11 protein-coding genes are annotated in these 15,274 nt (G+C 73.3%); 7 read left to right on the plus strand and 4 right to left on the minus strand.

The features are described 5' to 3' along the window. The first annotated feature begins 1 nt into the window (after position 1). Both IF83_RS0127305 and IF83_RS0127310 read left to right on the plus strand, forming a co-directional pair. Entirely contained in the window at positions 2 to 1,744 is a 1,743-nt protein-coding gene (locus IF83_RS0127305; RefSeq protein ID WP_037681657.1) for an AMP-binding protein, read from the plus strand. Next, the gene (locus IF83_RS0127310; RefSeq protein WP_030548672.1) at positions 1,741 to 3,480 is read left to right on the plus strand and encodes an AMP-binding protein; all 1,740 of its coding nucleotides are present in this window, start codon (positions 1,741 to 1,743) and stop codon (positions 3,478 to 3,480) included. The genes IF83_RS0127305 and IF83_RS0127310 overlap by 4 nt, the downstream gene beginning before the upstream one ends. Before the next feature lie 78 nt (positions 3,481 to 3,558). Here IF83_RS0127310 and IF83_RS0127315 read toward each other — a convergent pair whose 3' ends face one another. From IF83_RS0127315 to IF83_RS0127330, 4 genes are all read right to left on the minus strand, one after another. Next, complete coding sequence (locus IF83_RS0127315) at positions 3,559 to 4,275, minus strand: hypothetical protein (RefSeq protein WP_030548673.1); 717 nt, start codon at positions 4,273 to 4,275, stop codon at positions 3,559 to 3,561. Between the two features lie 274 nt (positions 4,276 to 4,549). Beyond that, positions 4,550 to 5,593 carry an ABC transporter ATP-binding protein gene (locus tag IF83_RS0127320; protein WP_244177229.1) on the minus strand — a complete coding sequence of 348 codons (1,044 nt, stop codon included), beginning with the start codon at positions 5,591 to 5,593 and terminating at the stop codon, positions 4,550 to 4,552. 20 nt (positions 5,594 to 5,613) lie between these two features. Continuing rightward, a complete protein-coding gene (locus IF83_RS0127325) occupies positions 5,614 to 6,858 on the minus strand; it encodes a FecCD family ABC transporter permease (RefSeq protein WP_078843936.1) in 1,245 nt (414 codons plus the stop codon). Then, positions 6,855 to 7,931: a FecCD family ABC transporter permease gene (locus IF83_RS0127330; RefSeq protein WP_030548679.1), complete on the minus strand. Its 1,077-nt coding sequence runs from the start codon at positions 7,929 to 7,931 to the stop codon at positions 6,855 to 6,857. The genes IF83_RS0127325 and IF83_RS0127330 overlap by 4 nt, the downstream gene beginning before the upstream one ends. A 147-nt stretch (positions 7,932 to 8,078) precedes the next feature. On the opposite strand from IF83_RS0127330, the gene IF83_RS0127335 reads away from it, so the two are divergent. The 5 genes from IF83_RS0127335 to IF83_RS0127355 all read left to right on the plus strand — a co-directional run bounded on the left by IF83_RS0127335 (position 8,079) and on the right by IF83_RS0127355 (position 15,241). Further along, positions 8,079 to 9,122 carry an ABC transporter substrate-binding protein gene (locus IF83_RS0127335; RefSeq protein WP_030548681.1) on the plus strand — a complete coding sequence of 348 codons (1,044 nt, stop codon included), beginning with the start codon at positions 8,079 to 8,081 and terminating at the stop codon, positions 9,120 to 9,122. 524 nt (positions 9,123 to 9,646) lie between these two features. After that, positions 9,647 to 11,200, plus strand: coding sequence for a pyridoxal phosphate-dependent decarboxylase family protein (locus IF83_RS0127340; protein ID WP_037681668.1), 1,554 nt, complete (start codon positions 9,647 to 9,649; stop codon positions 11,198 to 11,200). Between the two features lie 257 nt (positions 11,201 to 11,457). Next, entirely contained in the window at positions 11,458 to 12,738 is a 1,281-nt protein-coding gene (locus IF83_RS0127345; protein WP_030548683.1) for a lysine N(6)-hydroxylase/L-ornithine N(5)-oxygenase family protein, read from the plus strand. Beyond that, positions 12,735 to 13,358 carry a GNAT family N-acetyltransferase gene (locus IF83_RS0127350; RefSeq protein ID WP_037681660.1) on the plus strand — a complete coding sequence of 208 codons (624 nt, stop codon included), beginning with the start codon at positions 12,735 to 12,737 and terminating at the stop codon, positions 13,356 to 13,358. Before IF83_RS0127345 ends, IF83_RS0127350 begins: the two co-directional genes overlap by 4 nt. Next, positions 13,355 to 15,241: an IucA/IucC family protein gene (locus IF83_RS0127355; RefSeq protein ID WP_051723470.1), complete on the plus strand. Its 1,887-nt coding sequence runs from the start codon at positions 13,355 to 13,357 to the stop codon at positions 15,239 to 15,241. Before IF83_RS0127350 ends, IF83_RS0127355 begins: the two co-directional genes overlap by 4 nt. Positions 15,242 to 15,274: the final 33 nt, after the last annotated feature.

The following is a 15,274-nucleotide window of genomic DNA, read 5'->3' on the forward strand; positions in this document are numbered from 1 at the left end:
GATGACGGGAAGCGGAACCACGGACTCGGCCGGCGCCGGTGAGCCGGCCGGTGCCACGGAGGAGTTCCGCCGTGCCCGGGACTTCCTCCTCCGGCACCGGGAGGACTGCGACGCCGCCCGCGCCGGCTTCCGCTGGCCGCGCCCCGCCCGCTTCAACTGGGCCCTGGACTGGTTCGACCGGATCGCCGAGGGCAACGACCGCACCGCGCTGCACATCGTCGAGGAGGACGGCCGCGAGAGCCGCAGTTCCTTCGCGGAGCTCTCCGCCCGCTCCGGCCGGGTGGCGGGCTGGCTCCGCGCCCAGGGGGTGCGGGCCGGCGACCGGATCGTCGTCATGCTCGGCAACCAGACGGAGCTGTGGGAGACGGCGCTCGCCGCCATGAAGCTGCGCGCCGTCGTCATCCCCGCGACCCCCCTGCTCGGCCCGGCCGACCTGGCCGACCGCGTCGCCCGCGGCCGGGCGGCGCACGTCGTCGTCCGGTCCGGGGACACCGCCAAGTTCGCGGACGTCCCCGGCGACTACACCCGCATCGCCGTCTCCGGCACCGGACCGGACGCCTCCGGCCCGCCCCCCGGCTGGCTCCCGTACGAGGAGGCCCGCGGCTTCCCCGCCGGCTTCACGCCCGACGGCCCCACCGCCGCGGACGACCCGCTGCTGCTGTACTTCACCTCCGGCACCACGGCCCGCCCCAAACTCGTCGAACACAGTCATCTGTCGTATCCCGTCGGCCACTTGGCCACCATGTACTGGATCGGGCTGCGGCCCGGCGACGCCCACCTCAACATCTCCTCGCCCGGCTGGGCCAAGCACGCCTGGAGCAGCTTCTTCGCCCCGTGGAACGCCGAGGCCACCGTCGTCGTGCACAACTACACCCGCTTCGACGCGGCCCGGCTCATGGACCACATGGACCGCCTCGGCGTCACCAGCTTCTGCGCCCCGCCCACCGTCTGGCGGATGCTCGTCCAGGCCGACCTGACCCGGCTGGCCACCCCGCCGCGCGAGGTCGTCGCCGCGGGGGAGCCGCTCAACCCGGAGGTCATCGAACGGGTCCGCGCGGCCTGGGGGGTGACGATCCGGGACGGCTTCGGCCAGACGGAGACCGCCGTCCAGATCGCCAACAGCCCCGGACAGCCCGTCAGACCCGGCTCCATGGGCCGCCCGATGCCCGGCTTCGCCATCGACCTGCTCGACCCGGCCACCGGCGAGCCCGGCGACGAGGGCGAGGTGTGCGTGCGCCTCACCGGCGCCGACGGCGAACGCCCCGTCGGCCTCATGACGGGCTACCACGGCGACGAGGCCCGCACCGCCGAGGCGATGGCCGGCGGCCACTACCACACCGGTGACCTCGCCTCCCGCGACGCCGACGGCTACCTCACCTACGTCGGCCGCGACGACGACGTCTTCAAGTCCTCCGACTACAAGATCTCGCCCTTCGAGCTGGAGAGCGCGCTGCTGGAGCACGAGGCGGTCGCCGAGGCCGCCGTCGTCCCCGCGCCCGATCCGCTGCGGCTGTCCGTGCCCAAGGCCTACGTCGTCCTGGCCGAGGGCTGGACGCCCGGGCCCGAGACAGCCCGGGAGCTTTTCGCCCATTCCCGGCGGAACTTGGCACCATACAAACGGGTACGCCTGATCGAGTTCGCCGAACTGCCGAAAACGGTCTCGGGCAAGATCCGCCGCATCGAGCTGCGACGGCGTACTGCAGAGGGAAGCACTACCGCATACCGCGAGGGGGACCACCCATGAGTAAGCGCTCCGCCGTCTCCGGCAACGGCACCGCCCCGGAGGGGACGGGCCCGGCCGGCGCAGCGGCACCGGCCGCCCCCGAGCTCTCGTACGCCGCCGGCACCGCGGACGGGCCGCTGCTCGGCGACACCATCGGGGCCAACCTCGACCGGGCGATCGCCGCGCACCCCGACCGCGAGGCGCTGGTCGACGTCCCGTCCGGCCGCCGCTGGACCTACGCCGAATTCGGCGCGGCCGTCGACGAGGTGGCGCTCGGCCTGCTCGCCAAGGGCGTCCTCAAGGGCGACCGGGTCGGCATCTGGGCCGTCAACTGCCCCGAGTGGGTCCTCGTGCAGTACGCCACCGCCCGCATCGGCGCCATCATGGTCAACATCAACCCGGCCTACCGCGTGCACGAACTGGCGTATGTGCTCAAGCAGGCCGGGATCGGCGTGATGGTCTCCTCCGTCGAGCACAAGACGAGCGACTACCGGCGCATGGTCGAACAGGTCCGCGCCCACGCCCCCGCCCTGCGCGACGTCGTCTACATCGAGGACTCCACCTGGCAGGGCCTCATCCGGGCCGGCCAGGGCGTGCCGCGCGGGCGCCTGGCCGCCCGCGCCGCCGAACTCAGCTGCGACGACCCCGTCAACATCCAGTACACCTCGGGCACCACCGGCTTCCCCAAGGGCGCCACCCTCTCCCACCACAACATCCTCAACAACGGCTACTGGGTGGGCGAGCTGATCCACTACACCGAGCAGGACCGCGTCTGCCTGCCGGTGCCCTTCTACCACTGCTTCGGCATGGTCATGGGCAATCTCGCCGCCACCACCCACGGCGCCTGCGTCGTCATCCCGGCCCGCTCCTTCGATCCCGCCGCCACCCTCGAAGCCGTCGCCGCCGAACGCTGCACCTCCCTCTACGGGGTGCCGACGATGTTCATCGCCGAACTGGACCTGCCCGGCTTCGAGGACTACGACCTCTCCTCGCTGCGCACCGGCATCATGGCGGGTTCGCCCTGCCCGGTGGAGGTGATGAAGCGGGTCGTCAGCGAGATGAACATGGCCGAGGTGTCGATCTGTTACGGCATGACGGAGACCTCCCCGGTCTCCACGCAGACCCGGCGCGAGGACGACCTGGAGCGCCGCGTCGGCACCGTCGGCCGGGTGCTGCCGCACCTGGAGGTGAAGATCACCGACCCGGCGACCGGCCTCACCGTGCCGCGCGGCACCGCGGGCGAACTCTGCACCCGCGGCTACTCGGTGATGCTCGGCTACTGGGAGGAGCCCGAGCGCACCGCGGAGGTCATCGACCACGCCCGCTGGATGCACACCGGCGACCTGGCGGTGATGGGGGAGGACGGCTACGTCCGGATCGTCGGACGCATCAAGGACATGATCATCCGGGGTGGTGAGAACGTCTATCCTCGCGAGATCGAGGAGTTCCTGTACAGCCACCCCAAGATCGCCGATGTGCAGGTGGTCGGCGTGCCGGACGAGACCTACGGCGAGGAGATCCTGGCCTGCGTCATCCTCCGCGACCCGGCGAACCCCCTGACCCGCGACGAGCTCGCCCGCTACTGCCGCGGCCGACTCGCGCACTTCAAGGTGCCCCGCCATCTGCGGATCATGGAGTCCTTCCCCACCACCGTCAGCGGCAAGGTGCGCAAGGTCGAACTGCGCGAGGGCTTTACGGCACAGGCCCGCCCCCCGCAGCAGTCGCGCTCCCTGGAACGCGCCCGCGCCACGACGTGACCGGCGGCAGGGGAACCCACCGGCCGGCAGCAGCGGCCGGGCCGTCCCGAGCGGCCCGCCGCCCCGGCAGGCCCGGGCTCAGGCGCCCATCCGGATGAGGTCGTCCGCCGCGTCGTTGACGGGCTGCGGGGTGCCGGTCAGATCCATGACGAACAGCGGCACCAGCAGCTCGTCGGCGCGGCTCCGGGCGTCGTGGGCGTAACCGGCCAGGGAGAAGAACACCCCGACCGCCGAGGCGTTGAGACCGTTCAGCCAGAGGCACTCGACCTCGCGCAGCGAGGACGGCCGGGTGGTCGGGTCCACCTGGGCGACGACCCCGGCGCCGCGCAGGTCCACCGTGCTGCCGGGTCGGTCGTCGCAGGCCAGGACGTCGCGGAAGCCGAGCCAGCGCAGGTACTTCGCGGCGGCGTTGACCGCGTCCCGGCCGGTGCGGATCGTCACCGGCCGGAACGCGGGCCGCGGCACCGCCGAGGTCGGGGTGGGCCGCCCGGGCGGATCCGCGGGGGAGCCCGATCCGGCCGGCTGGGCGGCCGTGAGCGGCGCGACGGGCAGTCGCAGCAACAGGCCGCAGGGACAGCCCAGTTCGGGACACGGCCACTGGCTGCGGCGCCCGCAGGCATCGCAGCGCACCGTGACCCAGGTCTCCTCCCAGGTGTGGTGTTCGACGCGCACGGGAGGCCCGCCGCGCAGGATGCGCGGGGTCAGCGGGGCGCCGCAGGCGCAGGGGTAGGTGGCCGGGGTGTACGAGTGCTCGCGGCGGCACGAGGGGCAGCGCACCGGCACGCTCTCCGCCATGTTCGGGCTCCAGCAGGGGCGTAGGGGTATCGGCCCCCATGGTCCCCGACGACCGGCCGCCGCGGGAGGGAAACGGAAGAGGTCCCCGAAGAGGTCCGCGCACCCGGAGCGATCGTGACGGCTCGTGCGCGCACGCCGCGCGAGCCGTCCGGATCGCTCCGGCCGGCTCCCCGCTCGGCTCCCGGCCCGGCGCCCGCTCGCTCCCGTCCGGCTCCGGGGCCGGATCGCGCACCGGGCCCGCGTTCACTGTCCGCACCGGCGCCGCGTGCGCCGCCTACACCGTTTCGGCCGGCCCGGCCGCCGGCCCGGCTTCCGGCCCGGCCGCCGGCCTCGCCGCCGGCCCGGGGCCGCGTCGCCGGGCCGCCGGTACCACGAGCGGTGTGCCGGTCTCCGGGTCGTCGATGACGCGGCAGGGGAGGCCGAACACCTCCTCCACGAGGTCCGCCGTCACGATCTCCGCGGGCGGCCCGGAGGCGACGATCCGCCCCTCGCGCATGGCGATGAGATGGGTGGCGTACCGGGCGGCGTGGTTGAGGTCGTGGAGGACGGCGACGAGGGTGCGGCCCTCCTCCTCGTGGAGGCGGGCGCACAGGTCCAGGATCTCGATCTGGTGGGCGAGGTCCAGGAAGGTCGTCGGCTCGTCGAGGAGCAGCAGCGGTGTCTGCTGCGCCAGGGCCATGGCGATCCACACGCGCTGCCGCTGCCCGCCGGAGAGTTCGTCCACGGTGCGGTCGGCGAGGTCGGTCACCCCCGTGGCGGCCATCGACTCGGCGACGACCCGCTCGTCCTCCGAGGACCACTGGCGCAGCAGCCCCTGGTGCGGATACCGGCCGCGGGAGACGAGCTCGGAGACGCCGATGCCGTCCGGGGCGATCGAGGACTGCGGCAGCAGACCGAGGGTGCGGGCCACCTGCTTCGCCGGCGTCGCGGAGATGTCCCGGCCGTCGAGCAGCACGCTGCCCGCCGCCGGCTTGAGCATCCGGGACAGCGCGCGCAGCAGGGTGGACTTGCCGCAGGCGTTGGGGCCGATGATGACGGTGAACGAGCGGTCGGGGATCGCGACGGTCAGATCCTCGGCGACGGTCCGCCGGTCGTAGGCGAGCGTCAGCCCGCCGCCGCTCAGCCGGCTCGCGGTGCCCTCCGCCCCGGCCCGCCCGGTGTCCGGGATCTGCCCGGCGGGTTCCGTTGCCGTTCCCGTGTGCTGCCGCTGTCCCGCCCACATGTGCTGTGCTCCGTCCTCGCTGTGCTCGTCGCCCCGGCCGGACCCGGTCCCGTCCGCCCTGCCCGCCCGCGCCCCGCTCACTCCCGGGCCGCTCACCGCCGTGCCGCTCCTCCCGGTCACAGCAGTCCCGCCCGTCGCTGCCGGGCGAGCAGCCACACCAGGTAGCCGCCGCCGAGCAGGCCCGTCACCACGCCGACCGGCAACTGCCGCCCGCCGAAGGCGTTCTGCGCGGCCCAGTCGGCGACCACCAGCAGCGCGGCCCCCATGCAGGCCGCCGGGAGCAGGTTGGGGCCGGGCGCTTTCGTGAGGCGTTTGGCGAGCTGTGGGGCGGTGAGCGCGACGAAGGCCACCGGGCCGGCGCAGGCAGCGGCGAAGGAGGCCAGCGCCACGGCCGAGCCCAGCGCCACCAGCCGGACCCGTTCCACGGGGATGCCCAGGGCGTGCGCCGCGTCGTCGCCCATCTCGGCCATGCGCAGCGCCCGGCCGCAGCCGGCGACGGTCACGGGGAGCAGCACCGCCACCGCGATCAGCAGGGGCGTCACCTCGGGCCAGCCGCGCCCGTCCAGGCTGCCGGTCAGCCAGAGGACGGCGCGGGAGGCCTCCATCAGCTTCGCCCGGGTCAGCAGATAGCCGTTGACGCCGGTGAGCATGGCCATCACACCGATGCCGATCAGCACGAGCCGCAGGCCGTGCAGCCCCTGCCGCCACGCCAGGGCGAAGATCAGCAGACCGGTGAGCAGCCCTCCGGCGACGGCACCGCCCGCCAGCGCGGCACTGCTGCCACCGGTGATGACGACGAGCAGCGCACCGGTCGAGGCGCCCTGCGTCAGTCCGAGCAGATCGGGACTGCCGAGCGGGTTGCGGACGACGGACTGGAACACCGCGCCCGACAGCGCCAGGGCCGCGCCGGCCAGCAGCGCCGCGATCACCCGGGGCAGGCGCAGTTCGTTCACGATGAAGTCCTGGGCGGGCGTGCCCGATCCGGCGACGGTGCGCAGCACCTCCACGGGGCCGATCGGGAAATCGCCGGTGCCGACGCTCAGCACGCCGACGGCCAGCGCGACCAGCAGGCAGCCGGCCGCCGCGACCACCGTCCGCGGGCGGTAGCGGAGGCTGACGGCGGGGAGCGGGCGCAGGGTGCGCAGCGTCCCGCCGAGCGGTGCGCGGGCCGTGCCCCGGCGCCACGGGCGCCGCGCGCGGGGCACGCCGCCCGGGCCGGCGGCACGGCCGGCTCCCCTGCCGCCGCGGCCCTCCGTGCCGGCGCCGGCTCCCGGACCTCCGCCGGCTGCCGTGCCGGCGACGGCTTCGCCCGTGCCGCTCCGCTCCGGTGCGGCCGTGTTCCGGGTCTCCGGGGTCTTCATGCTCCCGCCACCTTCCGGCGCCGCAGGACGTACAGGAACAGGGGCCCGCCGAGCACCGCCGTCACGATGCCGACCTGGAGCTCGCCGGGCCGCCCGAGGAGCCGCCCGAGCACGTCGGCGCCCAGCAGGAGCACCGGTGCGAGCACCGCGCAGTAGGGCAGCATCCAGCGCAGATCCGGGCCGGTCAGCGCCCGCACCAGGTGCGGGACCATGAGCCCGACGAAGACGATCGGCCCCGCGGCGGCGGTGGCCGCCCCGCACAGCAGGGTGACGGCGACGATGGAGGCGACCCGCACCCGGGCCGGCCGGGCGCCCAGGGCACGTGCCTGGTCGTCGCCGAGGGCCAGGGCGTTGAGCGGCCGGGCCAGCGCCAGCGCCACCAGCACCCCGGCGGCGATGAACGGCAGGACCTTCGTCACCGTGCCCGGCTGGGCGGAGGCGAGCGAGCCGACGGTCCAGAACCGCATCCGGTCCAGGGACACCGTGTCGAGGATCATCGCGGCGTTGACGTAGGAGTAGAGCGCGGCGTTGAGCGCGGCCCCGGCCAGCGCCAGCCGCGCCGGGGTCGCCCCGCGTCCGCCGCCGACGGTGTAGACGAGGGCGGAGACGACGGCGGCGCCCGCCAGCGCGAACCACACATAGCCGGTGAAGGTGGTGACGCCGAGGAAGGTGATGGCGGTGACCACGGACGCCGAGGCGCCCGCGTTGATCCCCAGGATCCCGGGGTCGGCCAGCGGGTTGCGGGTGAGGGCCTGCATCACCCCGCCCGCCAGGCCGAGGGCGACGCCGACGAGCAGGCCGAGCAGGGTGCGCGGCAGCCGCATCCCGTGCACCACCTGATAGGCCGCGGCGTCGCTGTCGAACAGGCCGTGCCACACCTCGCCCGCCGTGAGCGGCCGGGCACCGAAGCCGAGGCTGAGCACCGTCAGCGCCAGCAGGAGGGCGAGCGCGGCCGCCAACCCCGCGGCGCGCAGGGCCTGTCGGGCACCCGTGCGCCGTCCGGCCGGCGGACGGGGCGGCGGCGGAGCCGGGGCGGTGCTCCGCGTCGCCGGGGACGGCTCGGTGACTGACACGTACGGCTCCGGTCGGGCCGGGGGGCGGGGAGAACCCGCACCCTTGGGCGGAAACTTTGGTTAGGTTAACCTAACATCTGCTGATCGGCCGCCGCGGTCTCCGCCGGCCTTCTCCGCATTCCTCCGCTCTGCACGAAAGGCACCACCATGTCCAGGAATCGTCCCGCTTCTCCCTCCCGTCGCGGTCTGCTCGCCGCGACCGGCGCTCTCGGTCTCAGCGTTCTCCTGACGGCCTGCGGCGGCGACTCCGGCTCCTCCTCCGGCTCCTCGTCCGGCGCCGACGGCAAGGGTAAGCCGTGGTCCTTCACCGACGACCGCAAGAAGAAGCTGAGCGCGGACAGCACCCCGCAGCGGATCGTCGCCTTCACCGGTACCGCCGCGGCCCTCGCCGACTTCGGCCTCAAGGACAAGATCGTGGGTGTCTTCGGCGAGACCACCCTCGAGGACGGCTCCGCCCACCCGCAGGCCGGCGACCTCGACGTGAAGAAGGTCGAGGTGCTCGGCAACGCCTGGGGCGAGTTCGACATCGAGAAGTACGCGGCACTCAACCCCGACCTGCTGGTCACCCACCAGTACGACAAGGGCTCGCTCTGGTACGTTCCCGAGGAGAGCGCGGACAAGATCGGCAAGGTCGCGCCCAGCGCCGCCGTGCAGGTCGCGAACGTCTCCCTGACCGAGCCCATCCAGCGCTACGCCGAACTGGCCGAATCCCTCGGCGCGGACCTGAAGTCGAAGCAGGTCACCGAGGGCAAGGCCCGCTTCGAGAAGGCCGCCGAGAAGCTGCGGAAGACCGCGAAGGCCAACGGCGGGCTGAAGGTCATGGCCGCCTCCGGCAGCGCCGACTACTTCTACGTCTCCACCCCGGGCCCCGCCGCCGACCTGAAGTACTTCGAGGAGCTGGGCGTCGAGTTCGTCACCCCGAAGGACGTCAAGGAGAGCGGCGGTTACTTCGAGAGCCTGAGCTGGGAGAACGCCGACAAGTACGACGCCGACCTGATCATCCTCGACAACCGCGGCACCGCGCTGCAGCCGAAGGACCTGGAGTCCAAGCCGACGTGGAAGAAGCTGGACGCGGTCGAGGCCGGCCAGGTCGTGGAGTGGGACCCGGTCCCGCGCTTCTCCTACCAGGGCGCCGCCCCGCTGCTGGAGAACCTGGCCGAGGCGATCGACGGGGCGAAGAAGCTCGACTGACGCTCCGTCCGGTTCCGGGCCGTGCCGGTGCACGGCGGCACGGCGCGGGCCCGCCGGGTGGCACGCGGCCCGTCCGCGGCCCCGCCCCGGACGCGCCGGGGCCAGGCATGTCCGGGGCGCGCCCCGGGTGTTCTTCCGTGTCCGGGGCGGCCGTGCCCGTTTTCCCCGCACCTTCACGCCTCCGCGCCCACGCCTCCGCGCCCACGCCTCCGCGCCCACGCCTCCGCGCCCACGCCTCCGCGCCCACGCCTCCGCGTCCACGCCCCCGGGTCCGCGGGGGCGTGAAGCGCGTCTCCGGCCGATTCTCCGGCCGGGCGGCAGGTATCCGCGGGTGACGGGGTGACGGGGTGACGGGGTGACGGGGTGACGGGGTGACGGGGTGGCGGGAAACCGCATGGCGGGAAAGCCCGGGGTGTGGAGTGAGGGCAGGTCAGGTTAGGTTAGGCTAACCTTTATCCCCGCCCCCCTCGACGGAGGACGTGCACGTGAGTCTTCAGGGACCTCTCCCCGCCGCCCTGACCGGCGTGGCCGCACCGGCCGCCCCCACCGACCCCCGCTCCCATCTGCTGGGGAACGAGACGGCCGACGACTACCGGCGCCTGGTCACCGACGGCGTGGCGATGGTCGCCGGCGCGGTGGCCCGGACGGACCGCCCCTTCACCGGCGTCTCCCCGGACGAACTCGCCCCCCGCGTCGGCGCGATCGACCTCGACCGGCCCTTGGGCGACCCGGCCGCCGCCCTCGCCGAACTGGAGGAGGTGTACCTGCGCGACGCGGTCTACTTCCACCACCCCCGCTACCTCGCCCACCTCAACTGCCCGGTGGTGCTCCCCGCCCTCCTCGGCGAGGCCGTCCTCTCCGCCGTCAACTCCTCCCTGGACACCTGGGACCAGAGCGCCGGCGGCACCCTGATGGAACGTCACGTCATCGACTGGACCGCCGGCCGCATCGGCCTCGGCCGCGCCGCCGACGGCATCTTCACCAGCGGCGGCACCCAGTCCAACCTCCAGGCCCTGCTGCTGGCCCGGGAGGAGAGCTGCCGGATGCTCCGGAAGAACCTCCCCGCCCCGGCACCACTCGCCGAGCTGCTGCCGCGGCTGCGCATCCTCACCTCCGAGGACAGCCACTTCTCCGTCCAGAAAAGTGCCAAACTCCTCGGCCTGGCCCCCGAATCCGTCATCCCCGTGCCCTCCGACCGCGACCGGCGGATGCGCGCCGACCTCCTCGCCCGCGAGATCGACCGCTGCTCGGCTGCCGACCTGACCGTCATGGCCGTGGTCGCCACCGCCGGAACCACCGACTTCGGTTCCATCGACCCGCTCCCCGCCATCGCCGCACTCTGCGAGGGCGCCGGCATCTGGATGCACGTGGACGCCGCCTACGGCTGCGGCCTCCTGGTCTCCCCGACCCGCCGCCATCTGCTCGACGGCATCGAACGGGCCTCGTCCGTCACCGTCGATTACCACAAGTCCTTCTTCCAGCCGGTCAGTTCGAGTGCCCTCCTGGTCCGCGACGGCGCCACGCTGCGCCACGCCACCTACTACGCGGACTACCTCAACCCGGCCCGCAGCGCGGAGCGGCGCATCCCGAACCAGGTCGACAAGAGCCTGCAGACCACGCGGCGGTTCGACGCCCTCAAAATGTGGCTGACGCTGCGCATCATGGGCGCCGACGCGGTGGGACGGCTCTTCGACGAGGTCGTCGATCTCGCCGCCGCGGCCTGGCGGGTGCTGGACGCCGACCCGCGCTTCGAGGTCGTCACCCAGCCGTCCCTGTCCACCCTGGTCTTCCGGTACGTACCGGCCGGCGGCGAGCACACCGAGGCCGGCCGGCGCCGGGCCGACCTGGCCAATCTGCACGCCCGCGAGGCCCTGGCGGCCTCCGGTGAGGCCCTGGTCGCCGGAACGGTCGTCGACGGCCGGCACCACCTCAAATTCACCCTGCTCAACCCGCGCACCACGCTCGACGACATCCGCGCCGTGCTCGACCTCGTCGCCGCCCACGCCGACGACCACGCCGCCGCCCCGGAACGAGCGGCGGCAGCGGCCGGCCGCGCCGCCGGTTCGCCGGCCGTCTGACAGCCGTCACCCGCCGGGCCGGAGCGACAGCCCAGCCGCGGCAGCCGGAACAGCCCCGGTCGCGGCCCGGCCCCGGTCGCGGCCCCGATCACGGCTCCGGCCGCAGCCCTCAGCCCGTCCGCCGGCCCGCCAGACTTCCAGACCTCCAGTCCTCACCCTCCACGGAGACCGACGTGTCCGACACCAACAGCGCGCCCGCCACCACGACCGCGGCCGGAACACCCGCCGACCGGGCCCGTTCCGCCCCGCACGACCTCATCGGCATCGGCCTGGGCCCCTTCAACCTCGGCCTGGCCTGCCTCACCGAACCCGTCGCCGACCTGGACGCCCTCTTCCTGGAGAGCCGCCCCGAATTCTCCTGGCACCCCGGCATGATGCTGCCCGGCACGCATCTACAGACCCCGTTCATGGCCGACCTCGTGACCATGGCCGACCCCGCCTCGCCCTACTCCTTCCTCTGCTACCTGAAGGAGACCGGCCGGCTCTACCCCTTCTACATCCGGGAGAACTTCTACCCGCTGCGCTCGGAGTACGACGCCTACTGCCGCTGGGCCGCGGCCCGCCTCGGCACCCTCCGCTTCGGCCACGAGGTCACCTCGGTGACGTACGACGAGACCGACGGCCTCTACACCGTCCACGCCGTCCGCGCCGCCACCGGCGAACGCACCGAGCACCGGGCCCGCCACCTCGTCCTCGGCACCGGCACCTCGCCGTACGTCCCCGAGGTGTGCGAAGGCCTCGGCGGCGATGTCCTCCACAACTCCCGCTATCTGGAGCACAAGGAGGCGCTCCAGGCCAAGCGGAGCATCACGATCGTCGGCAGCGGCCAGAGCGCCGCCGAGATCTACCACGAACTGCTCTCCGAGACCGGCACCCACGGCTACCGGCTCGACTGGATCACCCGCTCCCCGCGCTTCTTCCCGCTCGAATACACCAAGCTCACCCTGGAGATGACTTCCCCCGAGTACGTGGACTACTTCCACGCCCTCCCCGAGGACACCCGCCACCGGCTGGCGGAGGAGCAGAAGCCGCTCTACAAGGGCATCAACTCCGATCTCATCAACGCCATCTACGACCTGCTCTACGAGAAGAGCGCCGCAGGCCCCGTCCCGACCCGGCTCATCAGCAACACGGCGCTCACCGACGCCGCGTACGACGAGTCCACCGGCACCTACACCCTCGGGCTCCACCAGCGGGAACAGGACCGCGCGTTCTCGCTCACCACCGAAGGATTGATCCTCGCCACCGGCTACGGCTACCGGCTCCCCGCCTTCCTCGACGGCATCCGCGACCGGCTGCGCTTCGACAGCCGCGGACGCCTCGACCCGGCCCGCGACTACAGCGTCGACCTCGACGGCCGCGGCGTGTTCCTGCAGAACGGCGCCGTCCACGCGCACAGCGTCACCTCGCCCGACCTGGGCATGGGCCCGTACCGCAACTCCTGCATCATCCGGGACGTCCTCGGCCGCGAGGTCTACCCGGTCGAGAAGTCCTTCACCTTCCAGGACTTCTCCGCCCCCGAGGGGAGCCCGGCATGAGCGCCGCCCCGGCCCACGGCCCCGGCTCCCGCGCCCCCGTGTTCCGCCGCGAGGACCCCCGGCTCGGCGAGTTCGCCGTCGTCCCCCTCGACCCGCACGCCGACGCCGCCCTGCTGCACCGCTGGGTGACGGACCCCAAGGCCGCCTTCTGGCTGATGGGGGACGCGGACGAGAAGGACGTGGCCGAGGAGTACGAGCGCATCGCGGCCCACCCGCACCACGACGCCTTCCTCGGCCTCCACCGGGGCCGGCCCGCCTTCCTCGTCGAGCGCTACGACCCCGCGCACGTGGAACTCGCCGGGCTCTACGACGCGCGGCCCGGTGACGTCGGCATGCACTTCCTCACCGCGCCCCTCACCGCGACCGGCGGCACCCCCGCGACTCCCGTGCACGGCCTCACCCTCGCCGTGATCACCACCGTCATGGCGATGCTGTTCGACGACCCGGCGGCGCGACGGGTCGTCGTCGAGCCGGACGTCCGCAACACCGCCGTCCACCGGCTGAACGCCGCCGTCGGCTTCGAGACCGTCACCACCATCGCCAAACCGGAGAAGGACGCCCTGCTGAGCGTCTGCACCCGCGACCGGTTCGCAGCAGCCGTACGAGGAGCAGCCACATGAGCACCACCGCCCCCCACGAGGCCGTCGCCCACCTCACCCCCGAACACTGGCAGACCGCCGTCCGGCTGCTGATCCGCAAGGCCCTCGCCGAGTTCTCCCACGAGCGCCTGCTCGACCCGGCCCCGCTGCCCGACGGCCGCTACCGCGTCACCGGCGACGACGGCACCGTCGAGTACCGCTTCGCCGCCCGGCGGATGCGGCTCGACCACTGGCACATCGACCCCGGCAGCATCACCCGCCACCGCGTCGGTCCCGGGGAGGCGCACGCCGCCGACGGCGCCCCCGGCCCCGAACTCCCGCTCGACGGGCTCGCCTTCTTCACCGAACTCCGCGCCACCCTCGGCATCGCCGACGACATCCTCCCCGTCTACCTGGAGGAGATCGGCTCCACCCTCTCCGGCACCGCCTACAAGCTCGCCAAACCCTCCGCCGGCGCCGCCGGACTGGCCGCCGCCGGCTTCCAGGCCATCGAGACCGGCATGACCGAGGGACACCCCTGCTTCGTCGCCAACAACGGCCGCCTCGGCTTCGGCATCCACGACTACCACGCCTACGCGCCCGAGGCCGCCGCCCCCGTCCGGCTGCTGTGGCTGGCCGCCCACCGCGACCACACCACCTTCACCTGCTCCGCCGACACCGACTACGACACCCTGCTCCGCGCCGAACTCGGCGAGGACCTCCTCGCCCGCTTCACCGCCACGCTCACCGGTCTCGGCCTCGACCCCGCCGACTACCTGCTCATACCCGTCCACCCCTGGCAGTGGTGGAACAAACTGTCCGTCACCTTCGCCGCCGAGCTGGCCGAGCGGCGCCTCGTCTGCCTCGGCCCCGGCGAGGACGAGTACCTCGCCCAGCAGTCCATCCGCACCTTCTTCAACACCAGCGACCCGGCCCGGCACTACGTCAAGACAGCCCTCTCCGTGCTCAACATGGGCTTCATGCGCGGCCTGTCCGCCGCCTACATGGAGGCCACCCCGGCCATCAACGACTGGCTCGCGGACCTCATCGCCCGCGACCCCGTCCTCCGCCGCACCGGCCTCACCGTCATCCGCGAACGCGCCGCCATCGGCTACCGCCACCGCGGCTACGAGGCCGCCACCGACAAGCACTCCCCGTACCGCAAGATGCTCGCCGCCCTCTGGCGCGAGAGCCCCGTCCCCGGCCTGCGCCCCGGACAGCGCCTCGCCACCATGGCCGCCCTCCTCCACACCGACCGCGACGGCCGCTCCCTCACCGCCGCCCTCATCGAGCGCTCCGGCCTCACCGCCGAGGTCTGGCTGCGCCGCTATCTCGACGCCTACCTCACCCCGCTGCTGCACAGCTTCTACGCCCACGACCTGGCGTACATGCCGCACGGCGAGAACGTCATCCTCGTCCTGGAGGACGACGCCGTCGCCCGGGTGGTCTTCAAGGACATCGCCGAGGAGATCGTCGTCATGAACCCCGAGGCGGAGCTGCCGCCCGAGGTCGAACGCGTCCGTGCCGAGGTGCCGGAGGACATGAAACTGCTGTCCATCCTCACCGACGTCTTCGACTGCTTCCTGCGCCATCTGGGGGCCGTGCTGGCGGTGGAGGACGTCATCGACGAGGACGCGTTCTGGCGCACGGTCGCCGAGACCGTCACCGCCTACCAGGAGTCCGTGCCCGAACTCGCCGACCGCTTCGCGCGCTACGACATCTTCGCCGGCGAGTTCGCCCTGTCCTGCCTGAACCGGCTCCAACTGCGCAACAACCGGCAGATGGTCGACCTCCAGGACCCCTCCGGCGCCCTGCAACTGGCCGGCACCCTGCGGAACCCGATCGCCGACCATGCCCCGGCGCACCGTGACGCCCCGGACCGGGCTGTTCCGGCCCTCGCGGCCCCGGCGGAGGACCGGGCGTGACCGCGGCCGGCACGGGGACGGGAAGGGGCACGG

Origin of the sequence: Streptomyces albus subsp. albus (assembly GCF_000719865.1) — a bacterium.
Lineage (GTDB): Bacteria > Actinomycetota > Actinomycetes > Streptomycetales > Streptomycetaceae > Streptomyces > Streptomyces albus_E.

Coding starts and splice junctions, on each gene's coding strand:
- IF83_RS0127335 (WP_030548681.1), top strand. CDS start 8,079: ATGTCCAGGAATCGTCCCGCTTCTCCCTCCCGTCGCGGTCTGCTCGCC.
- IF83_RS0127355 (WP_051723470.1), top strand. CDS start 13,355: ATGAGCACCACCGCCCCCCACGAGGCCGTCGCCCACCTCACCCCCGAA.
- IF83_RS0127310 (WP_030548672.1), top strand. CDS start 1,741: ATGAGTAAGCGCTCCGCCGTCTCCGGCAACGGCACCGCCCCGGAGGGG.
- IF83_RS0127325 (WP_078843936.1), bottom strand. CDS start 6,858: ATGAAGACCCCGGAGACCCGGAACACGGCCGCACCGGAGCGGAGCGGC.
- IF83_RS0127350 (WP_037681660.1), top strand. CDS start 12,735: ATGAGCGCCGCCCCGGCCCACGGCCCCGGCTCCCGCGCCCCCGTGTTC.
- IF83_RS0127305 (WP_037681657.1), top strand. CDS start 2: ATGACGGGAAGCGGAACCACGGACTCGGCCGGCGCCGGTGAGCCGGCC.
- IF83_RS0127315 (WP_030548673.1), bottom strand. CDS start 4,275: ATGGCGGAGAGCGTGCCGGTGCGCTGCCCCTCGTGCCGCCGCGAGCAC.